General features: G+C 72.2%; 18 protein-coding genes and 1 pseudogene. 8 read left to right on the forward strand and 11 right to left on the reverse strand.

From position 1 onward, the window contains the following. Positions 1–68 precede the first annotated feature (68 nt). Together WBG99_RS15910 and WBG99_RS15915 are read left to right on the forward strand one after the other, a co-directional pair. Positions 69–479 (forward strand): nuclear transport factor 2 family protein, encoded by a 411-nt coding sequence (locus WBG99_RS15910; RefSeq protein ID WP_338896940.1) that lies wholly within the window; start codon positions 69–71, stop codon positions 477–479. Positions 480–563: 84 nt separating this feature from the next. Then, positions 564–1,403: an SURF1 family protein gene (locus WBG99_RS15915; protein ID WP_338896941.1), complete on the forward strand. Its 840-nt coding sequence runs from the start codon at positions 564–566 to the stop codon at positions 1,401–1,403. Between the two features lie 272 nt (positions 1,404–1,675). Here the strand turns inward: WBG99_RS15915 and WBG99_RS15920 are convergent, their stop codons facing one another. From WBG99_RS15920 to WBG99_RS15935, 4 genes are all read right to left on the reverse strand, one after another. Continuing rightward, positions 1,676–3,115: a hypothetical protein gene (locus WBG99_RS15920; protein ID WP_338896942.1), complete on the reverse strand. Its 1,440-nt coding sequence runs from the start codon at positions 3,113–3,115 to the stop codon at positions 1,676–1,678. Beyond that, positions 3,112–3,696 (reverse strand): SigE family RNA polymerase sigma factor, encoded by a 585-nt coding sequence (locus tag WBG99_RS15925; RefSeq protein ID WP_338900362.1) that lies wholly within the window; start codon positions 3,694–3,696, stop codon positions 3,112–3,114. The genes WBG99_RS15920 and WBG99_RS15925 overlap by 4 nt, the downstream gene beginning before the upstream one ends. Before the next feature lie 727 nt (positions 3,697–4,423). Further along, positions 4,424–5,500 carry an aspartate-semialdehyde dehydrogenase gene (locus WBG99_RS15930; RefSeq protein ID WP_338896943.1) on the reverse strand — a complete coding sequence of 359 codons (1,077 nt, stop codon included), beginning with the start codon at positions 5,498–5,500 and terminating at the stop codon, positions 4,424–4,426. Then, positions 5,500–6,780 (reverse strand): aspartate kinase, encoded by a 1,281-nt coding sequence (locus tag WBG99_RS15935; RefSeq protein WP_338896944.1) that lies wholly within the window; start codon positions 6,778–6,780, stop codon positions 5,500–5,502. The genes WBG99_RS15930 and WBG99_RS15935 overlap by 1 nt, the downstream gene beginning before the upstream one ends. 317 nt (positions 6,781–7,097) lie before the next feature. Between WBG99_RS15935 and WBG99_RS15940 the strand changes: the two genes are divergently transcribed. Beyond that, complete coding sequence (locus tag WBG99_RS15940; RefSeq protein WP_338896945.1) at positions 7,098–7,835, forward strand: response regulator transcription factor; 738 nt, start codon at positions 7,098–7,100, stop codon at positions 7,833–7,835. Then, positions 7,832–9,217 carry a HAMP domain-containing sensor histidine kinase gene (locus WBG99_RS15945; RefSeq protein ID WP_338896946.1) on the forward strand — a complete coding sequence of 462 codons (1,386 nt, stop codon included), beginning with the start codon at positions 7,832–7,834 and terminating at the stop codon, positions 9,215–9,217. Before WBG99_RS15940 ends, WBG99_RS15945 begins: the two co-directional genes overlap by 4 nt. A gap of 79 nt (positions 9,218–9,296) precedes the next feature. Here the strand turns inward: WBG99_RS15945 and WBG99_RS15950 are convergent, their stop codons facing one another. The 5 genes from WBG99_RS15950 to WBG99_RS15970 form a co-directional block, all read right to left on the reverse strand. Further along, positions 9,297–9,797: an SgcJ/EcaC family oxidoreductase gene (locus WBG99_RS15950; protein WP_338896947.1), complete on the reverse strand. Its 501-nt coding sequence runs from the start codon at positions 9,795–9,797 to the stop codon at positions 9,297–9,299. Positions 9,798–10,107: 310 nt separating this feature from the next. After that, entirely contained in the window at positions 10,108–11,043 is a 936-nt protein-coding gene (locus WBG99_RS15955; protein ID WP_338896948.1) for a M56 family metallopeptidase, read from the reverse strand. Between the two features lie 195 nt (positions 11,044–11,238). Next, complete coding sequence (locus tag WBG99_RS15960) at positions 11,239–11,901, reverse strand: DUF5063 domain-containing protein (protein ID WP_338896949.1); 663 nt, start codon at positions 11,899–11,901, stop codon at positions 11,239–11,241. Continuing rightward, on the reverse strand, positions 11,894–12,493 hold the full coding sequence (gene recR, locus WBG99_RS15965) for a recombination mediator RecR (protein ID WP_338896950.1): 600 nt from the start codon (positions 12,491–12,493) through the stop codon (positions 11,894–11,896). Before recR ends, WBG99_RS15960 begins: the two co-directional genes overlap by 8 nt. Positions 12,494–12,602: 109 nt before the next feature. Then, positions 12,603–12,950, reverse strand: coding sequence for a YbaB/EbfC family nucleoid-associated protein (locus WBG99_RS15970; protein WP_338896951.1), 348 nt, complete (start codon positions 12,948–12,950; stop codon positions 12,603–12,605). A 306-nt stretch (positions 12,951–13,256) separates the two neighbouring features. Here WBG99_RS15970 and WBG99_RS15975 point away from each other — a divergent pair, with 306 nt between their 5' ends. Continuing rightward, positions 13,257–14,024, forward strand: coding sequence for an SLATT domain-containing protein (locus WBG99_RS15975; RefSeq protein ID WP_338896952.1), 768 nt, complete (start codon positions 13,257–13,259; stop codon positions 14,022–14,024). A gap of 205 nt (positions 14,025–14,229) precedes the next feature. Here the strand turns inward: WBG99_RS15975 and WBG99_RS15980 are convergent, their stop codons facing one another. Together WBG99_RS15980 and WBG99_RS15985 are read right to left on the reverse strand one after the other, a co-directional pair. Further along, positions 14,230–16,593 (reverse strand): protein kinase, encoded by a 2,364-nt coding sequence (locus WBG99_RS15980; protein ID WP_338900363.1) that lies wholly within the window; start codon positions 16,591–16,593, stop codon positions 14,230–14,232. Between the two features lie 135 nt (positions 16,594–16,728). Further along, positions 16,729–16,949, reverse strand: a pseudogene (locus tag WBG99_RS15985) (MarR family transcriptional regulator); the annotation flags it as partial. A 122-nt stretch (positions 16,950–17,071) separates the two neighbouring features. On the opposite strand from WBG99_RS15985, the gene WBG99_RS15990 reads away from it, so the two are divergent. The 3 genes from WBG99_RS15990 (at position 17,072) to WBG99_RS16000 (ending at position 21,756) form a co-directional block, all read left to right on the forward strand. Further along, positions 17,072–18,427 (forward strand): aspartate aminotransferase family protein, encoded by a 1,356-nt coding sequence (locus WBG99_RS15990; RefSeq protein ID WP_338896953.1) that lies wholly within the window; start codon positions 17,072–17,074, stop codon positions 18,425–18,427. A gap of 189 nt (positions 18,428–18,616) precedes the next feature. After that, the gene (locus tag WBG99_RS15995; RefSeq protein ID WP_338896954.1) at positions 18,617–19,303 is read left to right on the forward strand and encodes a GntR family transcriptional regulator; all 687 of its coding nucleotides are present in this window, start codon (positions 18,617–18,619) and stop codon (positions 19,301–19,303) included. Then, the gene (locus WBG99_RS16000; RefSeq protein ID WP_338896955.1) at positions 19,300–21,756 is read left to right on the forward strand and encodes a dolichyl-phosphate beta-glucosyltransferase; all 2,457 of its coding nucleotides are present in this window, start codon (positions 19,300–19,302) and stop codon (positions 21,754–21,756) included. Before WBG99_RS15995 ends, WBG99_RS16000 begins: the two co-directional genes overlap by 4 nt. Positions 21,757–21,774 lie beyond the last annotated feature (18 nt).

Here is a 21,774-nt window from a genome sequence, read left to right on the forward strand (position 1 = left end):
GTGGACAACTTCGGCTCCCGGGGGTTGCGTCCGGACCGGTTGTCAGTGGCCGGGTGCAGACTCGCCCCATGACCTCAACGACCGATCTGCGCAAGACCGTCGAGAGTTTCTGGACCGCCGCCGAGGGCCGGGACTGGGCCGCGTTCGCCGGGACGCTGGCGGCGGACGTCGTGTACGAGCTGCCGCAGACGCGGGAGCGGATACGCGGCAGGGAGCGCTATGTGGAGTTCAACCGGGAGTATCCGGGCGACTGGCACGCCCGGATCGAGCGGATCGTCACCGAGCCGGGGCTGCCGGGCCGGCCGAGGGTGCCGGGACAGGCCGTCAGCCGGGTGCACGTCACGGTGGGGCTGGAGGAGATGTACGCGATCTCCTTCTTCACTGGGGACGAGGAGGGCCGGATCACCGGGATCACCGACTTCTGGCCCGAGCCGTACGAGCCACCTGCCGGCCGTGAGCACCTCGTCGAGCGGTACTGAGCGACGGGCCGACGGGGGCCGTGGGGGCTGCGGGGGCCGCCCCCGCAGCCCGGCTCCCGGCTCGGGCACCGTACGGTGGAGGGCGTGTACCGGTTTCTGCTGACGCCCCGATGGTGGGGGATCAACGTCTTCGTGCTGCTCGCCATCCCGTTCTGCGTGTTCATGGGGTCGTGGCAGCTGAGCCGGTTCGAGGACCGGATGCAGGACCATCGCGCGGCGACCGAGCGGATCGACCCGGCGGACCGGGCCGCGGCACGGCCGCTGGACGAGCTGCTGCCGGTGGACAAGGAGACCTCGGGCGAGGCGGCCACCGCGACCGGACGGTACGGCGAGCAACTCATCGTGCCGAACCGCGAGTTGGACGGCAGGAACGGGTTCTACGTACTGACGCTGCTGCACACCGACGGGGGCAGGTCCCTGCCCGTCGTGCGGGGCTGGCTGCCCGGCACCGCGGACCCGGACCGGGCCCCGGCCGCGCCCACCGGGGAGGTCACCGTCACCGGTTGGCTGCAGGCCTCCGAGACCCCTGGGTCGAACGGCGTGCCGGCCCAGGGCGGGCTCCCGGCCGACCAGACCTCGGCGATCAGTGCGGCGGCGCTGGTGAACCTGGTGCCGGACGACCTGTACGACGCCTGGGTCACCCTCGACAAGGGCGACTCGGGCATGAAGGCCGTCCCCGCGACCGCCCCGCAGGGCACCGGGCTCGACCTCAAGGCCTTCCAGAACCTCGGCTACACCGGCGAGTGGTTCGTCTTCGCCGGTTTCGTCGTCTTCATGTGGTTCCGTCTGCTCCGCCGCGAGGTCGAGTTCGTCCGCGACACGGAACTGGGCCTGCTCCCGGACGGGGACACCCCGGACGGCCTCACCCCGGACGAAGGCCGCCCGGACGGAAGCCGCTCCCGGGAGGCCGAGCCTGCCCAGTAGGACCCACGCTGCCCAGTAGGACCCACGGGTCCGTCCGGCAGTCCGTCCGGCGGGAATGCGGACGGACGGACCGCGAGGGCCGAGCAGGCGGTCCGACGGCCGGGAAGCCGCGCGGACCGATGGGCGGCGTGGGAGCCCCGGTCCTTGACAGGCGACGCGAGAACCCTGGTCGTCGGCGGACCGGCGCGCCGCGAGGGGGTGATACGAACCGGCGAGCCGGCGCGCGCCGGCTCGCCGGAGCCGGTGGTCCTCCCCCGGCCGACGGCTCCCGCTCAGGCTCCCGTCAGGAGGCCCGTTCGGTAGACCACACCCGCGCAGGCGTTGCCGACGGATGTGGTGAAGGCGGCGACGCCGCCCTCGGCGGTGTGGGAGATCAGGACGCTGCCGTCGGCGACGCCGCCGTCCTCGGTGAGGAGCTGGGTGGTCGCGGAGTTGCCGCCGTCGGTGGTGGTGCCGCCGGTCTCCTGCTCCGTGGGCGTCGGCTCCGGTGACGGGTCCGGGCCGCCGGTGCCGCCGCCGGGCGTACCCCCCGTGGTGGGGCAGGGCTCGGACGGCACCCAGGCGAAGCGCACCTCGTACGCGGCCCCCGGCTCCAGCACCAGCTGGGCGAGGGACAGCGACGGATCGGGGAGTCCGGCCGCCGCGTCGCCGGCGACATGGTTCGCCACCGTGATCTTCGACCCGTCCGCCGCGCCCTGCGGGGTGGTGCTCACACCGCCCGCGCCGGTGACCGTACAGCTGGTGCCGGAGATGTTGGAGACGCGGAACGTGCCGTAGACGGCGCCGCCGGAGTCCGGTACCCCCACGCTCCCGCCGCCGCCGAGCTGGGCCGCCGTGCACAAGGTCGCGACCGCCGGCGTGGGCGTCGCCTCGGCGCCGCCCGTGGAGCCGTTGCTCTGGCCCTTGCCCGTGGCGCCCTGGTCCTTGTTCTTGCCGGACTCCTTCGAACCGTCCGGCGAGCCGCCCGACGTGGTGTCCCCGCCGCTCTGCCCCTTGGACTGGCCCTCCGTCCCCTGCGTCTGGGAGCCTTTGCCCATGATGGAGGGGTTGACGGCGGAGCCGTCGGCGCTGGAGACGTGGACGAGGGCCGGGATCGCCGTGCCGATGAAGAGCGCCGCCGCCGCCATCCCGACGAGGGCCTGCCGCTTGCGCGCCCGCCGGGCCGGTACCGCCCGCCGCAGGTGCTCCAGCGTGCCGTCCCGGGGCTCGATCTCCGACACCGCCTGCTGCAGCAGATCGCGCAGCACCAGCCCGTCCGGCTCGAAGCCGCCGAGCCGCGCCGGATCCGAGCGGTCCGGCCCCGAGCCGACCGAACGCGGCCCGACCGAGCGCAGGGCGCCCGCACGCGAGCCGTCCGCTCCCAGGTCGTCCGCATTCACCTCGTCCGCACGCGAGTCATCCGAGCGCAGGTCGTCCGAAGGCCGGACGCCCGCACGCGAGTCATCCGCGCCCGGGTCGTCCGAACGCGGCTCGTCCCCACCCGGCCCGTCCTCACCCGGGTCGTCCGAACCCGAGTCGTCCGGAGCGCGGCCTTCGAGATCCTGGCCCTTTGGGTCGGAGCCTTGTTCTTCGGGGCCGTGATTCACAGTTGCGTTCCCAGCGTGCGAGTGCGTTTCTTCGTGCTCATCGTCCCGGCGCCCCCAGGAGGCACGCCTGCGGGCGCCGAGCCCGTCGTGCCCGTCGCGCCCCTCGTCCCTGCCGTGCGTGCTCATGCCGACGCCTCCATGGCGACGCGCAGGGCCGCGATGCCCCGGGAGCCGTACGCCTTGACGGAACCCAGCGATATGCCGAGGCTCTCGGCGACCTGGGCCTCGGTCATGTCGGCGAAGTAGCGCAGCACCAGAACCTCGCGTTGCCGACGCTGAAGCCCCTTCATCGCCTTGATGAGGGAGTCGCGCTCCAGCTGGTCGTACGCGCCCTCCTCCGCGCTCGCCATGTCGGGCATCGGCTTCGACAGCAGCTTCAGACCGAGGATGCGGCGGCGCAGGGCGGAGCGCGAGAGGTTCACGACCGTCTGGCGCAGATAGGCGAGCGTCTTCTCCGGGTCCCGGACGCGCTTGCGCGCCGAGTGCACGCGGATGAATGCCTCCTGGACGACGTCCTCACAGGAGGCGGTGTCGTCGAGGAGGAGCGCCGCGAGGCCGAGCAGCGAGCGGTAGTGGGCGCGATATGTCTCGGTGAGATGGTCGACCGTCGTACCGGAGGCCGACACCGTGGACGTGCCGTCCGCGCCGTCGCGCTGATTCGGTACGCGGGTCGGCCGCGCCGCGGGCATCGGCGCGATCACCGGCATGCCGCCGGCCGGACCGGGCAAGCGGGGACGGCGGGGTGGACGAAGGGCGGTGCCCCTCGTCTGTACCGCGGTGAAATCGAGTACCTCTGCCACGCCTGTTGGACCCGTATCCCCCCGTCGGGGTTGTACGCGACAGGCATCTGTTTTACGTCAGACCGCACACCCGTCCGTATGGCACGTCCATCCGTCGGTACGGCACTCGCCCCCGGCCGTACGGGGGACGTGCGCGCCGGCACGCCACGCACACCCGCTTGCACGACCCACCGAACAACGGACAGCGCGTCGAACACCCTCATGCGTACCAGCTCTTCCCCTGTGCCCCGAGTATGGGCGCCCAGCCCCGCCGAAGGGCGCCCGCTAAAGACGCTCCCCGCCCTCCGCGCGGTTGCAAAGGGCGGGGAGGAATCCCCGATCACCGGGAGGCCTGAATCAACCCGGAAACCTCACGGCTGTCCGGCCGGATATCATTCGTCCGCCGAACCGCCGACTCGAAGAACTTACACGCCACCACCGACAACGACCCAGGCCAGTGGACCGTGACCGACACGCGGTGCCCGCCGGTCCACTCACGGCCGCGGGCCGCGCGCGGCGGAATCGGCGGGCAGCCCACGCAAAGGCAAGGGGCAGCGCACCCAGGGTCAACGCACAGCGCGCCGAGAGGGCGGCGACACCAGAAGCCCCGGGGCGGGCGACCGACACCCAGAAACCCGGACCGGGCGGTCGGCCCCTACCTCGCCGCCCGCTCCCGCGCCACCAGCTCCGCGATCTGGGCCGTGTTGAGGGCGGAGCCCTTGCGGAGGTTGTCGCCGCAGACGAAGAGTTCGAGGGCGGTCGGGTCGTCGAGGGCCCGGCGTACGCGGCCCACCCAGGTCGGGTCGGTGCCCACGACGTCGGCCGGGGTGGGGAACTCCCCCGCGCCCGGGTCGTCGAAGAGCACGACCCCCGGGGCGGTGGCGAGGATCTCGCGCGCCTTGGCGACCGTGACCTCGTTCTCGAAGCGGGCGTGGACGGTGAGGGAGTGGGTGGTGACCACCGGGACCCGAACGCAGGTCACGGCGACCGGCAGCTTCGGCAGCCCGAGGATCTTGCGGGACTCGTCCCGCACCTTCATCTCCTCCGACGACCAGCCGTCCGCGCGGAGCGACCCCGCCCACGGCACCACGTTCAGCGCCACCGGCTCCGGGAACGGCCCGGTGTTGTCGCCCACGGCCCGCCGTACGTCACCCGGGGCGGTCCCCAGCTCCGTACCGGCGACGAGGGCGATCTGCTGCCGCAGGGTCCGCACGCCGGCCCGCCCCGCGCCGCTGACGGCCTGGTACGAGGAGGCCACCAGCTCGCGCAGCCCGAACTCGGCGTGCAGCGCGCCGAGCGCCACGATCATGGAGAGGGTGGTGCAGTTGGGGTTGGCGATGATCCCGCGCGGGCGGAACCGGGCGGCGTGCGGATTGACCTCGGGGACCACGAGAGGCACCTCCGGGTCCATCCGGAAGGCGCCCGAGTTGTCGACCACGACCGCGCCCTTGGCCGCGGCGATCGGCGCCCAGTGCTCCGCCACCTCGTCCGGTACGTCGAACATGGCGATGTCGACCCCGTCGAAGGCCTCCTCCGACAGGGCCGTCACCTCGACCTGCTCCCCGCGCACGGCCAGCTTGCGGCCGGCCGAGCGGGGGGAGGCGATCAGCCGGATCTCGCCCCAGATGTCCGCCCGGTGGGACAGGATCTGGAGCATGACCGTGCCGACGGCACCGGTGGCGCCCACGACCGCGAGCGTCGGCCTGCCGGTGCGCCCGGCGTCAACGGCCATCAGCGACCGGTACCCCCGTAGACCACGGCCTCGTCGCTGTCGGAGTCGAGCCCGAAGGCGGTGTGCACGGCGCGCACGGCCTCGGGGACGTCGTCGGCACGGGTGACGACCGAGATACGGATCTCGGAGGTCGAGATCAGCTCGATGTTCACGCCCGCGTCGCTCAGCGCCTCGAAGAAGGAGGCGGTGACGCCCGGGTTGGTCTTCATGCCCGCGCCGACCAGGGAGATCTTGCCGATCTGGTCGTCGTAGCGCAGGGAGTCGAAGCCGATGCCGGCCTTGTTCTTCTCCAGCGCGTCGATCGCCTTGCGGCCCTCGGTCTTGGGGAGGGTGAAGGAGATGTCCGTCAGGCCGGTCGTCACGGCGGAGACGTTCTGCACCACCATGTCGATGTTGACCTCGGAGTCGGCGATGGCGCGGAAGATCGCGGCGGCCTCGCCCGGCTTGTCCGGGACGCCGACGACCGTGACCTTGGCCTCGGAGACGTCGTGGGCGACTCCGGAGATGATGGCGTGCTCCACCTTGTGGTCCCCTTGCGACTCTGGCTTCTCGTTGCTGACCCAGGTGCCCGGCAGTCCGGAGAAGGACGAACGGACGTGGATCGGGATGTTGTAACGGCGGGCGTACTCGACACAACGGTGGAGCAGCACCTTCGAACCGGACGCCGCCAGTTCGAGCATGTCCTCGGAAGAGATCCAGTCGATCTTCTTCGCCTTCTTGACGACCCGCGGGTCGGCGGTGAAGACGCCGTCGACGTCGGTGTAGATCTCACAGACCTCGGCGTCCAGCGCGGCGGCCAGCGCGACGGCGGTCGTGTCCGACCCGCCGCGGCCGAGGGTGGTGATGTCCTTCTTGTCCTGGCTGACGCCCTGGAATCCGGCGACGATGGCGATGTTGCCCTCGTCCAGCGCCGTACGGATACGGCCGGGCGTGACGTCGATGATCCGGGCTTTGTTGTGGACCGAGTCGGTGATGACGCCTGCCTGGCTGCCGGTGAACGACTGGGCTTCGTGGCCCAGGTTTTTGATCGCCATGGCCAGCAGGGCCATGGAGATACGCTCCCCGGCGGTCAGCAGCATGTCGAACTCACGCCCGGCAGGCATCGGTGACACCTGCTCGGCGAGATCGATCAGCTCGTCCGTCGTGTCGCCCATCGCGGAAACGACGACGACCACCTGGTGGCCGTTCTTCTTCGCTTCCACGATCCGCTTGGCGACGCGCTTGATGCCCTCGGCATCGGCTACGGAGGAGCCTCCGTACTTCTGCACGACAAGGCCCACGTGCGCTCCTCGCTCGGTTCAGTCTCTTTTCCGCACATACACACGTACTGCGGTCGGCTCAGTTTAACGAGCGGCCGACATTCCCTTCCCCGGTACCGCATGGTGAGATGTCCCGCTCACCCCTTGATCATCCGGGCTTTCTCCGGACGTTCCCCCGGTTTCCTCCCGGCTTCCCGTCCAGACCTCCGACCGCTCCGGGAACGTCCCTGCCCAGGTCGGGCCCGAACAGTCGGCGAGGACGGGGAAAAGTGCCTGGAGTCACACCTGGGACCCCCGCGACGGAAAAAGCGCAACTTTCGCGCACTAAGGTCTCTGGCGTGCGCGTACTTCTGGTGGAAGACGACGAGCCGGTCGCCGAGTCGCTCCGGCGCGGGCTCCTGCGATACGGCTTCGAGGTGGAGTGGGTCACCACGGGCGGGGCGGCGTTGTCGTACGAAGGTCCGTACGACGTCGTCCTCCTCGACCTGGGTCTGCCCGACACCGACGGCCTCGACGTCTGCAAGGCCCTCCGGGACCGCAGCGATGTGCCGATCATCGTGATCAGCGCCCGCAGCGACGAGACGGACCGGGTGGTCGGCCTGGAGCTGGGCGCCGACGACTACGTCTCCAAGCCGTTCGGCGTGCGCGAGGTGATCGCCCGAATAAGGGCCGTCATGCGCCGTGTGCAGCCCCGCTCCGCCGACGCCCCCGCGGTCGGCCCCGACCGCTACGGCGCCCGCCTCACCATCGACCGCAAGGCCGCGCGCGTCCATCTCGACGGTACGGAGGTGGGGCTCGCGCCGAAGGAGTACGACCTGCTGGCCTTCCTCACCGAGGAGCCGGGCGCGCTGATGTCGCGTGAGCAGATCATGGAGGCGGTCTGGGACGCGAACTGGTTCGGCCCGACGAAGACGCTCGACGTCCATGTGGCGGCACTGCGGCGGAAGCTCGCCGGGGCGATCACGATCGAGGCGGTACGGGGAGTGGGGTTCCGGCTGATCGTGGCCGAGGAGACCCGGACGGACAAGGCCGGGACGGACAAGGCCGGGACGGACAAGGCCGGGACGGCGTCATGATCCGTCAGCTCGTCCGCAGCTACGTCCTCCTCGTGGCGGTGGCCATCGCCCTGTTCACCGTGCCGGTGGCCTACACGCTCACGGACCAGTTGCGGGACGACACCAGGGAGTCCGTGATGCGCGAGGCCGAAACCATGGCCCGGCTCCTGGGCACCGGTGACGTCGCCTCCTGCGAGGCGCTGACGCAGATGGCCAGGGCCTATCCGAAGCGGGAGAAGGTCGAGGTCACCGCCGTCAACGGGTGCGCGCTGGACGGTCTGCGGGAACCCGCCCGGGACGCGGCTCTGACCGAGGCTCTCGAAAACGGCGAGGCCACCGTCGACTGGGGCTCCGACTTCATCTGGGGCGAGAACCTGGTGATCACCGTCCCCGCCCATGAGCGCGCGGCGGACGTGACGACCGACCCGGACCAGGTGGTCGGCGCCGTGCGGATCAAGTTCTCGACCGATCACCTCACCTACCGCCTGTGGACCATCTGGGGCTTCCGGGCGGCGCTGGCCGTCCTCGTCCTGCTGGCAGCCGCGATCATCGGCGTCTTCGCCGCCCGGCGCCTGACCGCTCCCCTCCGCCAGCTCAACGAGATGGCGAGCAAGATGAGCGACGGCGACCTGACGGCCCGCTCCCCCGTCACGGGCCCTCAGGAGACGCAGACCCTGGCGCGCACGCTCAACCAGGCGGGCGAACGCCTGGACACGCTGATCGCCTCGCAGCGCATCTTCGTCGCCGACGCCTCGCACCAACTGCGTACCCCTCTCACGGCGTTGCGCCTGTCCCTGGACAACATCGCGGACGGGACGGACGACGAGTTCGTACGGGAGGACGTGGAGCAGGCGACCGCCGAGGTGGTCCGGATGAGCCGCCTGGTCAACGGCCTGCTGGTGCTGGCGCGGGCCGAGGCGAAGGTGACGGCGGCGGAACCGCTGCCCCTCAGGGAGGTCATCGGGGAACGTCTCGACGTGTGGAGGCCGGCCGCCGACGAGCGCGGAGTCACCATCACGCTCAGGGGGAGTACCGACGGCCGGCTGCTTGTGCTGGCCAGCCACGGTCATCTGGACCAGGTCCTGGACAACGTGCTGTCCAACGCCCTGGAGGTCTCACCGGACGGCGCGACGATCACCGTGCGGGTGGAGCCCCGGGGCGACGAGGTGGTGCTCTCGGTGCTGGACGAGGGGCCCGGTATGTCGGACGCCGAGAAGTCCCGCGCCTTCGACCGCTTCTGGCGCGGTCAGGGCCTCACCGGGAAGTCCGGTTCCGGCCTCGGCCTCGCCGTCGTCAAGCAACTCGTCACCGACGACGGCGGAACCGTGACCCTCAAGGACGCGCCCGGGGGCGGCCTGTGCGTCACGCTCACGTTGCGGGCGGCGCGGCACGGGGGTGGCTGAGCGGGGGGCCGCTCAGCCGGAGGGGCTGAGCCGGAGGGGGGTCGGCTCAGCCCTTGCTGCCGCCGCCGGTGGCTGGTGATCAGCCCTCGGGCATCGCCGACGAGTGGTGGTTCACGATCTTCCACACGCCGTTCCGCTTCTCGTACTCGTACGTGTAGCGGGCCTCGACGACGCTCTTCTTGCCGGTCTCCTTGTCCGTGAGCGTGAAGGCGTACGTACCGGCGTCGAGCGCGGAGTTGCTGTCGAGGACGTTGATGTGCGACTTGATCTTCTTGCCGACCGGCTTGTTCTCCAGGAAGTGGTCGAAGTAGTCCACGATCCCGGCGCGGTCGGTGCGGACCCTGTTGGAGACGGTCGGCAGGAGCACCGCGTCCTTCGCGTAGCGGTCCGCCACCTTCTTCGAGTCACCGGTCCGCAGCGACTTGTTCCAGCCGTCGAAGAGCGCCGCGATCTCCTTCTTGGAGGGCTTCTTCGGCGCGGCCTCGGCGCCGGCCATGCTGACACCGGCGGTGACGGTGCCGACGGTGACGACGGCGGTGGCGGTGACGATGGCGGCGCGTATGCGGTTCTTGCGGGTCATCGCGATCTCCCGTGCGAAGTTGGGGTGTTACTGCCTCCGCTTCAGTGCGGTGGAAGTGACTCAAGATTCGCGTGACGCCGGTTAGGGGCCGTGCAGTGGACGTACAGGCCCGGGGCAAGGTTCGTACAAGGTGTTCTGGAGGGGGTCGGGGCTGATCCAACGCAGATGGCCAGCATGTACGAGGCGCCCCGACGACGTACGCACGGCTTGCTGGCCGTAGCGGGGGTGTGCCGACGTCGGAAACGCCCTACGTGGACCCGGAGTCTCTGCTCTCCGCAGCAGCAGCGGCCCTTCCGAACCGGCCGACGGGCTAGAGCGTTCCCAGCGCCGGCGCGAACGCGATGAGGAGGGGAAGGAGGGCCAGCAGCGCGGCGGCCGTCGTCGTCGCCGCCCGGTGGGTCCGGTGCAGGCGGGGCGGGGGTTCCAGCAGGCGCTCCACCCGGTCACCCAGCAACCGGCGGGTGTTGGCGCAGCTCAACACGCCACGGTGCCGGTTGAGTTCGATGAGGGCGAGGGCGGTGGTGAGGTGGCCGCAGCGGCGGGAGGCGGTGTCGTCGGCGGCCAGTTCGACCAGGCGGTGGGTCTGGTCGGCGAAGTGGGCGAAGAGGGGGACGCGCGGGAAGCCCGTGGCGAGGGCGGTGGAGAGGTGGAGCAGCCAGTCGTGGCGGGCGCGGGCGTGGCCGAGTTCGTGGGCGAGCACGGCATCCAGCTGACGGTCGCTGAGCTTTCGCAACGCGCCGGTGGTGACGACCAGTTGGGGCGGGGCGCCCGGCATGAGCCAGGCGTCCGGGTACTCGTCCTCCAGGACCAGCAACGGCCCCTTCGACTGCGGCAGGCCCGCCGGGAGGTCGGGGGCGCGTTCGCGCAGGTGCGCGCGGCGGAGGTGACGGCGGCGCCGGGCCTCGACGAGTTCGCGGGCGATCATCGCGCCGCTCCACGCGGCCCCGCAGGCCAGCAGCAGGGTCAGTACGGCCGTCCAGGGCGGCGCGGCCGTGAGGTCGTACGCGGCGGTCACGGCCGGGGGCGCGGGGGCGAAGGCGTGGGTGCGGACGGTCTCGAACACCGCCGCCGCGCCCAGTACGAGCGCCGCGAGGCAGCTGAGCAGCGCCGCCGCCACCAGGCACTGCCACGCCCACAGCGCGACCACGGGTTCCCGCTCGGGCCACGCCGCCCTCAGCAGGGCACGGGGGCCCAGCACTGCGGCGGTGAGGGCCACGGCGGTGAGAAGGAGCAGGAGAACGGTCACGTCACTGGGTCCGGTTCCTGTCGGGGGCGCGCGAGGGGGGTACGGGGTGCGTACGACGAGGTGCCTACGCTACCGCCGGCACTCGCACTTCAGGAGCCCTTCCGCCGCCCGGCCCCGTCCGGCGGCGGACGGGGCCCGATCCTCTGAGCAGACGAAGCGGACTGTGCGGACGAAGCTGACGCCGAGCCGGCGGTGCTACTTCACCTTCCGCAGCCCCAGCGGCGCCGCGATCTCCTCCGCCATGACCTTGCCCGCCTCGAACTCCAGGGTCTCGTCGCCCATCAACTCCTGGTCGGTGTCGAGGCCGTCGAGCTCGGCGAGGGGTTGGTTCAGGCGTACGTGCGCGACCAGGGACTGGAGGGCGCGAAGGGTGGCGGAGGCGGTGGAGCCCCAGTTGGAGAAGTAGGAGAACTGCCACCACCAGAGGGCCTCGGTGGTGCGGCCCGCGCGGTAGTGGGCCATGCCGTGGCGGAGGTCGGCGATGACGTCGGCGAGGTCGTCGGAGATACGGGCCGCAACGGGCGCCTTGCGGGGCTCGTACGGGTCGAAGACCTCGGAGTACACGTCGACCGGGTCGAGCATGACGGCGAGGCGCTCGCGCAGCTCGTCGACGTCCGGCTCGGGGCCCGGGTCGGGCTCGTAGCGCTCGTCCGGCACGATGTCCTCGTGCGCGCCGAGGCGTCCGCCGGCCAGGAGGAGCTGGGAGACCTCCAGGAGGAGGAAGGGGACGGCCGAGTCCGGCTCGTCGCCCTTGGCCACCTCGGTGACGGCGACCAGGAAGCTCTCGACCTGGTCCGCGATCTGGACCGCGAAGTCGTCCGGGTTCAGGTCCTTCGCGTGCAGCGTGGCGTCAGACATCCAGCAATCGTCTCCCCTCGAAGGCGCGGCCGAGGGTCACCTCGTCCGCGTATTCCAGGTCGCCGCCCACCGGGAGGCCGCTGGCCAGGCGGGTGACCTTGAGGCCCATGGGCTTGATCATGCGGGCGAGGTACGTGGCCGTGGCCTCGCCTTCGAGATTCGGGTCCGTGGCCAGGATCAGTTCGGTGACCGTACCGTCCGCCAGGCGGGCCAGCAGCTCTCGTATGCGCAGGTCGTCGGGGCCGACGCCCTCGATCGGGCTGATCGCGCCGCCGAGGACGTGGTACCGGCCGCGGAACTCACGGGTCCGTTCGATCGCGACGACGTCCTTCGGCTCCTCCACGACACAGACGACCGAGGGGTCCCGGCGCGTGTCGCGGCAGATGTTGCACAGCTCCTCCTGCGCGACGTTGCCGCAGGTCGCGCAGAAGCGGACCTTCGCCTTCACTTCGAGGAGGGCCTGCGCGAGGCGCCGTACGTCCGTCGGCTCCGTCTGCAGGATGTGGAAGGCGATCCGCTGCGCGCTCTTGGGACCGACGCCGGGCAGCCGCCCCAGCTCGTCGATGAGGTCCTGGACCACGCCTTCGTACACGGACTGCCGTCCTTCCTGGTGTCATTCAGTACGTACCGTAGTCGGCCGCCGCCGGTCCGAGGAAGGCGGTACGGGGCACGGTTGGGGCTCGCGGGTGGGCGGGGAGCGCTCAGAAGGGCAGGCCGGGGATGCCCGCGCCTCCGCCGCCGAGGCCCTGGGCGAGGGGACCCAGCTTCTGCTGCTGGAGGGTCTGGGCGTTCTCGTTGGCCGCCTGGACGGCCGCGACGACCAGGTCGGCGAGGGTCTCGGTGTCCTCCGGGTCCACCGCCTTGGGGTCGATCTTCAAAGCGCGCAGTTCGCCGGAGCCGGTGACGGTGGCCCTCACCAGACCGCCGCCCGCCTGACCGTCGACCTCCGTCTGCGCGAGTTCCTCCTGCGCCCTCGCCAGGTCCTCCTGCATCTTCTGGGCCTGCTGGAGCAGCTGCTGCATGTTGGGCTGGCCACCACCGGGGATCACGTTCAGCTCCCTCGTACGAGTCTCGGGTCGTTCGTGCGGTTGTACTCGACCGTCGCCCTGGGGGCGTTCCTGCGGTCGTCACGAGCCTACGTGGTCGACACGGCCTCCGCTCCGCCACTCTTTCGAGTGAGTCGGCGCAGATTCGTATACCTGATCAAGGACTCCTTCAAGGTGGAAAAACGGTGAAAACGGGTCTATCGCCACCCATTGGGAGGTAGGAAGGGTCCGGCCGCGTCAGGGAGCAGGTAGGTGCCCGTACGTGTGTCTCGCACTGTCGTCAGCAGAAGCGCCAGTAGGGAGTGCCGGGTGAGCCAGCCGGAGATGCAGCCCGAGGGGGGACCCCAGGACGGGCGGGGTGAGGGTTCCGGGCTGTGGGCGCAGCCGTGGCCGTCGGCGGCCGGGCCGTGGGTGGGGGAGCCGGCCGGGCGGCCGTTCCCGCAGGGCGACTGGGGCGCTCCGGCGGAACGGCTGGAGGAGCTGTACCAGTGGGTCGAGCGGGCGGCTCTGGAGACCGCAGCGTGGTATCTCGCGGACCGGGTGTGGAAACGGCTGGCGGCGCGTGTGCTGCGGATCGGGGCGGCGACGGGGGCGCTCGCCGGGGCCGCGCTGCCGCTGCTCGACCTCGCCGGGGTGGTGGGCGGGGCGGCTCCGTGGGGGTATCTCGCGATCCTGGCGTGCGTGGCGTGTGTCGCGGTGGACCGGTTCTTCGGGGTCACCTCCGGGTGGATGAGGGACGTGGCCACGGCGCAGGCGGTGCAGCGGCGGCTCCAGGTGCTGCGGTTCGACTGGGCGTCCGAGAGCGCGCGGGAGGTGCTGGGGCCGGCGGAGGGGACGGCAGGGGAGGCCGCCGAGCGGTGTCTCGGGGTGCTGCGGCGGTTCTCCGAGGACATCACGGAGCTGGTGCGGGTGGAGACCGCCGACTGGATGGTCGCGTTCCGGACGGGGGCTGCGCCGCTGGAGATCCAGACGGGGGGATCCCCCTCGCGGCCGATGGGAGGTTCCACCGGGCGGGCGCCGATGCCGCCGGGGGCTCGGCCGAACATGCCCCGGCAGAGGCCGCCGGAGGCGCGGTGACCCCCGGGGCGCGTGACCTGCGGGGCGCCGGTTGCCTTTTCGCTCCCGCCGCCCCTGCCCGTGCCTTCGCCAGAGGGCTCCGCCCCTTCCACCCCGAGGGGACCTGGACAGGTTGATCGGCCGCAGGTGAGCGGGGGCTTGTCGCGCAGTTCCCCGCGCCCCTGAAAACCACCAAGGGCTCCGGGCCCCTCGTCCGGTCGGCGGCTCAGTCGGCCTTCGTGTACGTCAACGACTTCCCCGCCGTGTCGACGCGCCGCAGCTGTCCGTCGGGCAGGAGGGTGACCGTGGTGGCGGCGCCGGGGGAGCAGGAGGTGGCCGGTTCGCCGGCGGCGACGGTGGAGGGGCCCATCCGCAGGGGGCCGTCGCCGGCCGGTTCCTCCGTCAGCTCCGCCTCGAACACACAGTGGTACGTGCCGCCGCCTTCGAGCGGGCCGTCCGCCGTGAGGGAGAGCACGGTGTCGCCCACCTCTCCCTGCTGGATGACGAGTTCGCGGGTGTCCTGACCTCCGGAACCGCCGAGGGTGGCGTTCCAGGTGCCGAGGAACTCCTCCGGGACCGGGCCCGCGTCGGGTGACCCGGTCGTCGGGTTCGGGGAGGCCTCCGGGCCCGACGCCCCGGGTGTCGTGGGCCCGGGTGTCTCGGGCGCGGCCGTCGTCGTCCCGTTCTTGGCGTCGTCCGCCGTGCCGCCGTCGTCGCGCTTCTTCATCAGCACGTACACCGAGCCGCCGGCACCGAGCGCCACGACCAACGCGACGATGACGAGGAGGACCGAGGAACGACGGTTCCCGCGCGCGGGTTCGGGCTGACCGCCGCCTCCTGGCCCCGGGCCGTAGTGGAGGTTCGGTCCGTACGGCGAGGTCGAGCCGGGGCCCGGTCCGGCGGCGGCTCCGACGCCCTGGCCGCCGTACGGCCCCTGCGCGTACGAGCCGTACGGCGCCTGCGGCGCGCCCTGCGGATAGCCGCCGTATCCGGGGGCCATGCCGGGCTGCTGCCCGTACCCGCCGGCGGGCTGCCGGGTGTGCTGCTGCGGGTGGCCGTATCCGGCGGGCATGGCCCCGGGCCCGCACCCGGGCATGGACCCGGGTCCATGCCCGGACGGAGCGGTCGGCGGAGGCGGTTGCGAGCCCGCCCCCGCGGTCTGCGTCGGCAGCCGGTCCACGGAAGCGGCACCCGGCGCACCCGGCGGAGGCGGTACGGCACCGCCCTCGGGCGGGGTCGCGGGGGCGCCGGGAGGCGTCGCCGGACCGCCGCCGTACGGAAACACGGGAGAGCCGGGCGGGTACGCGGGCGAAGCCGAGGCCGGGCCCACGGGAGCGGGCACGGGAGCGGACGGGGTCGCGCCGGCGGACGCGGGAGGAGCCGAGGACTGACCCGCGGTGCCGGACGGCGGCACACCAGCCGACGCCGACGGAGCCGAGGAAGCCGCGGCGGGCGGCTGCCGGGCGAGGTCGGAGGCGCCTGAGCGACCGCCGTCCACCGGACCTCCCGGCGCGCCCCCGCCTCCCGCAGCCGCCGAACCGCCTGGAACCGCCGAACCTCCCGCAGCCGCCGGACCCCCCGGAGCCGCCAGGCCGCCCGCAGCCGCCGTACTGCCCGAAACCGCCCCAGCCCGCGACGCCCCTGGCGCCCCCGACGACCCCGCCGACTCCTCCGGATCCTCCGCCTCCAGCAACCGCACCGCGTGCCGCCCCAGTTGCGCCACCAGGGCGCTCGGCAGCCAGGGGTCCCTCGACCGGCCCGCGACGACCGTGTCCTCGGCCCGCGTGCGCTGGAGGATCTGGGGGAGGGTGGGGCGGGCGGCGGGGTCCTTTCTCAGACAGTCGCGGACGATGTCGCAGAGGCCTTCGGGCAGGCCCTCCAGATCGGGTTCCTCCTGGGCGATGCGGAACATGAGGGCGTGGACGCCGGAGTTGGCGGCACCGAAGGGGAGGTTGCCGGTGGCGGCGTAGGCGAGGACGGAGCCGAGGCAGAAGACGTCGCAGGCAGGGGTGATGCGGTCGCCGCGCACCTGCTCGGGAGCCATGAAGCCGGGCGAACCGACCAGCGCGCCGGTGCGCGTCAGCCCGCCGTCCGTGACGGTCTCCAACGCCCGCGCGATACCGAAGTCGATGACGCGCGGCCCGTCGATGGTCACCAGCACGTTGGACGGCTTGAGGTCCCGGTGGATGAGCCCGGCCGCGTGGATGTCCTGAAGCGCGTGCGCGAGCCCCGCCGCGAGGATCCGTACGGTCCGCTCGGGCAGCGCCCCGTGATCCCGTCCGACGACGGCCTGGAGGGACGGTCCGGCCACGTACCCGGTGGCGACCCACGGAATGCCGGCCTCGGTGTCCGCGTCCAGCACCGGCGCGGTCCAGTACCCGCCCACCTGCCGCGCGGCCCGCACCTCCTGCCGGAAGCGGGCCCGGAACTCCTCCTGCTCGGCCAGCTCCTGCCGCACGAGCTTGACGGCGACGGTACGGCCCCGGTCGGACCGGGCCAGGTACACGTTCCCCATCCCGCCCGCGCCCAGTCGCGCGAGCAGCCGGTACGCCCCGATCCTCTGCGGATCCCCCGGCCCGAGCTTCTCCATGGCCACCGCCCCCGTTTCCCCGTGCCGTCCCCGACGCATTCCGTACGCGTACGTACGGGTACGTCGTGAACGTCGTGCACGTGCGCAGCGGACCGATCGTAGTGCGGCCGTACGGGGAGGCGGACGGAGCGGTGTCTACGGTTCCGTAACAGCGGCCGGTGCCGCCTCGGCCTCCGTTCCGCCGCGAGGTGGTCCAAGGCACCCGACAGCCGTTCCAGCACGCGTACGGTCTCCGCGAAGCCCTCCCCCGGTGCCTCCGCGAGGCGGGCGGCGAGGGCCGCGTGGCCGGGGTCGATCCCGGCGGTCTCGGCGCGGCCCCCGAGGGTGGGAGTGGGGAGCTTGGCGCGGCGGTGGGCAGAAGGGGCCCCGAAAGGGCACCGCTCCTCACCGGGAGGCGACACACTGTCGTGATCGGGCTCCCGGCCGCAGACAGGTCGCCGATGTCCCCTCCCCCCAGCGGCCCCCTAACCTCGACTCCATGACTCCCCAGCCAAACCCTCAGGCCGGCGTCGCGGTGAAGGCGGCGGACCGTGCGCACGTCTTTCACTCCTGGTCCGCGCAGGAACTCATCGACCCGCTCGCCGTCGCCGGCGCCCAGGGGTCGTACTTCTGGGACTACGACGGCGAGCGGTACCTCGACTTCACCAGCGGCCTGGTCTACACGAACATCGGCTACCAGCACCCGAAGGTCGTCGCGGCGATCCAGGAGCAGGCGGCGACGATGACGACGTTCGCGCCGGCGTTCGCGGTCGAGGCGCGGTCGGAGGCGGCGCGGCTGATCGCCGGGCGGACGCCGGGCGACCTGGACAAGATCTTCTTCACCAACGGCGGCGCCGACGCGGTCGAGCACGCCGTGCGGATGGCCCGGCTGCACACCGGCCGCCCCAAGGTGCTCGCCGCGTACCGCTCGTACCACGGCGGCACCCAGCAGGCCGTGAACCTCACGGGCGACCCCCGCCGCTGGGCCTCCGACACCGGCGCGGCCGGCGTCGTGCGCTTCTGGGCTCCCTTCCTCTACCGGTCCCGCTTCCACGCGGAGACGGAGGAGCAGGAGTGCGCGCGGGCCCTGGAGCACCTGGAGACGACGATCACCTTCGAGGGGCCGTCGACCATCGCCGCGATCATCCTGGAGACCGTCCCGGGCACGGCCGGGATCATGGTCCCGCCGCCGGGTTATCTGGCCGGGGTCCGGGAGATCTGCGACAGGTACGGGATCGTCTTCGTCCTGGACGAGGTCATGGCGGGCTTCGGGCGGACGGGCACGTGGTTCGCGGCCGATCTCTTCGGCATCGTGCCCGACCTGATGACCTTCGCCAAGGGCGTGAACTCCGGTTACGTCCCCCTCGGCGGCGTCGCCATCTCGTCCGCCGTCGCCGAGACCTTCGCCCGGCGCCCGTACCCCGGCGGTCTGACGTACTCCGGGCACCCGCTGGCCTGTGCCGCCGCCGTCGCGACGATCAACGTCATGGCGGAGGAAGGCGTCGTCGAGAACGCGGCCTCCCTCGGCACGTCGGTCGTCGAACCGGCCCTGCGCGAGCTCGCCGCGCGGCACCCCTGCGTCGGCGAGGTGCGCGGCGTCGGCATGTTCTGGGCCCTGGAACTGGTGAAGAACAAGGAGACCCGCGAACCCCTCGTCCCCTACAACGCCACCGGCGAGGCCAGCGCCCCCATGCTCGCCTTCGGCGCCGCCGCGAAGGCGGCCGGCCTCTGGCCCTTCATCAACATGAACCGCACCCACGTCGTCCCCCCGTGCAACATCACGGAGGCCGAGGCCAAGGAGGGCCTCGCCGCCCTCGACGCGGCCCTGTCGGTGGCGGACGAGCACACGGTGTGAGGCCGTGGTCTCCCCTCGGTGCCCCGGAGTGTGCGGCCGGGGCACCGAGCCGGGTTCCCCGGCCCGACGCGTGCGATCCGCGAAAACTCCTCCCCGGAATCCGAACGCGTAAGGTGACCTGCTCGTAAGAGAACTCGGAGAGCACGCACGGAATGCGTACCCGTACGCGGATGGGGGAGCCAGACCACGATGCCCGGCACCGGCGGCGGCAATGGCGCCGTGACCCGCAGCACCCTGCGGCAGCAGCTCGCGGACGCGCTCCGTGACGAGGTGCTGGCCGGCAGACTCAAGCCGGGGCAGGAATTCACGGTGAAGGAGATCGCCGAGCAGTACGGGGTGTCGGCGACGCCCGTACGCGAGGCGTTGGTGGACCTGTCCGCGCAGGGGCTGCTGCACGCCGTGCAGCACCGGGGTTTCGAGGTCCGCGAGTACTCGGTGGACGACTACCGGAACATGGTCGAGGCCCGCGTCCTGGTCACCGACGGCATGTTCCGGCGGCTGGACGACCGACGGGTCGACCCCCGTACGGCCGCCGCCCTCGCCGGGGTCCGGCGGCGCGGCGAGGAGGCGCGGCGGGCCGCGACCGCCGGGGACCTGGACATCCTCATCGGCTACGACCTGCGGTTCTGGCGCGAGTTGAGCGCCCTGTTCGGCAACCCGTACCTCACCGACTTCCTGCACCGGCTGCGTGTGCAGTGCTGGGTGTGCGCGGTCCGGCGGCTGCGGCAGGCGGACGATCTCCGGGGCCGGCTGTGGGCCGACCACACCGAACTCGTCGACGCCCTCACCCGGCGCGAGGCGCAGACCGCCCAGGAGATCATCGCCGGGTACGACGCGTACTCCCTGACACTGGTGGAACGCCTGGCGGACGGATGAGCGAGCCCCGGAAGACCGGCGCCCGGCAGGTGAGCGTCGACCTCTCCGTCGTCGTCCCCGCGTACGACGAGGAGGACCGCCTCGCCCCCACCCTCGAAGCGATCATCACCCACCTCGCCGCGACCGAGGCCGCCGCCACCTGGGAGATCATCGTCGTCGACGACGGGTCGACGGACGGGACGGCCGACGTCGTGGCCGCCGTCACCGCGCGCGACGCACGGGTCCAGCTGGTCGCCGACGGGCCCCGCAACCGGGGCAAGGGCCACGCCTTACGCCTCGGCGTGCTCGCCTCGCACGGCCGCCGCGTCCTGCTCACCGACGCCGATCTCGCCGCGCCCATCGACGAGTTGGAGCGGCTGGACAAGGCGCTCTCCGACGGGCACACGGCCGCGATCGGCTCACGCGAGGCGCCCGGTGCGAACATCGAGCGCCATCAGCACCGGCTGCGCGCGGCACTCGGGCGGGCCGGGAACTTCCTGATACGCCAGGTCGCGGTGCCCGGTATCCGCGACACCCAGTGCGGTTTCAAGCTGTTCGACGGCGACCGCGCCCGTGAGGCCTTCGCCGCCTCCCGCCTCGACGGGTTCGGGATCGACGTGGAGATACTGCGGCACTTCCGCCGCAGCGGCTGGCCGGTCGCCGAGGTCCCCGTCCGCTGGTCCCACCAGCCCGGCTCGAAGATCCGGCCCCGCCACTACGCCCGCGTCCTCGGTGAACTCGCCACCCTGCGGGCCCGTTCGGTCCGCCCCGCCGACGCCCTCGCGGTCACCTGCTTCCTCCTGATGTCCGTGGCCCTCCACATCGGCCGCTGGCTCGGCCCGGACGACCGTTATCTGCCCGACTCCCTCCAGGACCAGAACCAGTGGGAGTGGTTCTTCGCGGTCACGGCCGACAACCTCGTCCACTTCCGCAATCCCCTCTTCACCACCTTCCAGGGCTTCCCCGACGGCGTGAACCTGATGGCCAACACGGTCATGCTGGGCCTGTCGGTCCCCTTCGCGCCCGTGACCCTCGCCCTGGGCCCGGCCGTCTCCCTCGCCCTGGTGATGACCCTCGGCCTCGCCGCCACGGCCGCCGCCTGGTACTGGCTGCTCGTCAAACGGGTCGTACGGCACCGGGGCGCGGCCTTCACCGGAGCGGCCCTCGCCGCCTTCGCGCCGCCGATGGTCAGCCACGCCAACGCGCACCCGAACTTCGTCGTCCTGTTCATGATGCCGCTGATCATCGACCGGTCGCTGCGGCTGTGCACGGGCGCCCGGACGGAACGGGACGGCGTGGTTCTCGGCCTGATGGCGGCCTACCAGATCTTCCTCGGCGAGGAACCCCTCCTCCTCGCCGCGATGGGCATGCTGCTGTTCGCCGCCACGTACGGGGCCGTCCGCCGGGACGTGGCACGGAAGTCCTGGCGCCCGCTCCTGAAGGGGCTCGGCATCGCGGTCCTCGTGGCGGTCCCGATCGCCGCCGTCCCGCTGTCCTGGCAGTTCTTCGGCCCGCAGAGCTACGGGAACATCGTGCACGGCGACAACTCCGGCAACAGCCCGCTCGCCCTGCTCTCCTTCGCCGAACGCTCGCTCCTCGCGGGCGACCGCGAACGGGCGGACGCGCTCTCCCTCAACATCACCGAGCAGAACGCCTTCTACGGCTGGCCGCTGGTCCTGCTGGCCCTCGGCATCGTCGTACGCCTGTGGGAGCGCCCCCTGGTCAAGGCGCTCGCCGTCACCGCGGTCGGCGCCGCCCTGCTCTCCCTCGGCCCGAGGATCCGCCTCCCGCAGACGGATCTCGTGCTGCCCGGCCCGTGGGCGCCGCTCGCCGAGAGGCCGCTGCTGGAGTCGGTCATCGAGAGCCGGGTGGCCATGATCTGCGCGCCCGTCCTCGGCATGCTGCTGGCCCTCGCCTGCGAACGCCTCGCGGCGACGCCGGGCCCCGGCACGCGCCGCGCCGGCTTCCTGGCCGTCACCCTCGCCCTGCTGCCGCTCGTCCCGACCCCGCTGAGGTCCGTGGAGCGCGCCGAGGTCCCGTCCTTCATCGCGGACGGCACCTGGAGGTCGTACGTCGACACCGGGGCCGGCGAGACCCTGGTGCCGGTGCCGCTGCCGGGTCCCGCCGACGCGGAGGCGCTGCGCTGGCAGATCACGGCGGACTTCGGCTTCCGTATGCCCGGCGGCTACTTCAACGGCCCCTTCGGCGAGGACCGCGTCGGCATCTACGGCGCCGTCCCCCGCCACACCTCGAACCTGCTGCGTGACGTCCGCTCCAGCGGCCGGGTGCCGGCGATCGGCGAGAGCCGGCAGGCGCAGGCCCGGCGGGACTTCGCGTACTGGCACGCGGGCGCACTGGTCCTGCCGCCGCAGCGGCACGACGAGCAGGTGCGGGAGACGGTGGAGCGGCTGGTCGGGCGACCCGGTACGTGGGTGGGCGGTGTGTGGGTATGGGACCTGCACGCGGGGGACTGAAGACGCGTTGAGCGACTA

The sequence above is a fragment of the Streptomyces sp. TG1A-60 genome (assembly GCF_037201975.1).
Taxonomy (GTDB): domain Bacteria; phylum Actinomycetota; class Actinomycetes; order Streptomycetales; family Streptomycetaceae; genus Streptomyces.

What these genes read in the sequence shown, in the direction of transcription:
- WBG99_RS15930 (WP_338896943.1), bottom strand. Translation starts at nt 5,500, where the DNA reads ATGGCCGTTGACGCCGGGCGCACCGGCAGGCCGACGCTCGCGGTCGTG.
- WBG99_RS15980 (WP_338900363.1), bottom strand. Translation starts at nt 16,593, where the DNA reads ATGGAGAAGCTCGGGCCGGGGGATCCGCAGAGGATCGGGGCGTACCGG.
- WBG99_RS15950 (WP_338896947.1), bottom strand. Translation starts at nt 9,797, where the DNA reads ATGACCCGCAAGAACCGCATACGCGCCGCCATCGTCACCGCCACCGCC.
- WBG99_RS15910 (WP_338896940.1), top strand. Translation starts at nt 69, where the DNA reads ATGACCTCAACGACCGATCTGCGCAAGACCGTCGAGAGTTTCTGGACC.
- WBG99_RS15920 (WP_338896942.1), bottom strand. Translation starts at nt 3,115, where the DNA reads ATGAGCACGCACGGCAGGGACGAGGGGCGCGACGGGCACGACGGGCTC.
- WBG99_RS15925 (WP_338900362.1), bottom strand. Translation starts at nt 3,696, where the DNA reads ATGCCGGTGATCGCGCCGATGCCCGCGGCGCGGCCGACCCGCGTACCG.
- WBG99_RS15990 (WP_338896953.1), top strand. Translation starts at nt 17,072, where the DNA reads ATGACTCCCCAGCCAAACCCTCAGGCCGGCGTCGCGGTGAAGGCGGCG.
- WBG99_RS15995 (WP_338896954.1), top strand. Translation starts at nt 18,617, where the DNA reads ATGCCCGGCACCGGCGGCGGCAATGGCGCCGTGACCCGCAGCACCCTG.
- WBG99_RS15945 (WP_338896946.1), top strand. Translation starts at nt 7,832, where the DNA reads ATGATCCGTCAGCTCGTCCGCAGCTACGTCCTCCTCGTGGCGGTGGCC.
- WBG99_RS16000 (WP_338896955.1), top strand. Translation starts at nt 19,300, where the DNA reads ATGAGCGAGCCCCGGAAGACCGGCGCCCGGCAGGTGAGCGTCGACCTC.
- WBG99_RS15960 (WP_338896949.1), bottom strand. Translation starts at nt 11,901, where the DNA reads ATGTCTGACGCCACGCTGCACGCGAAGGACCTGAACCCGGACGACTTC.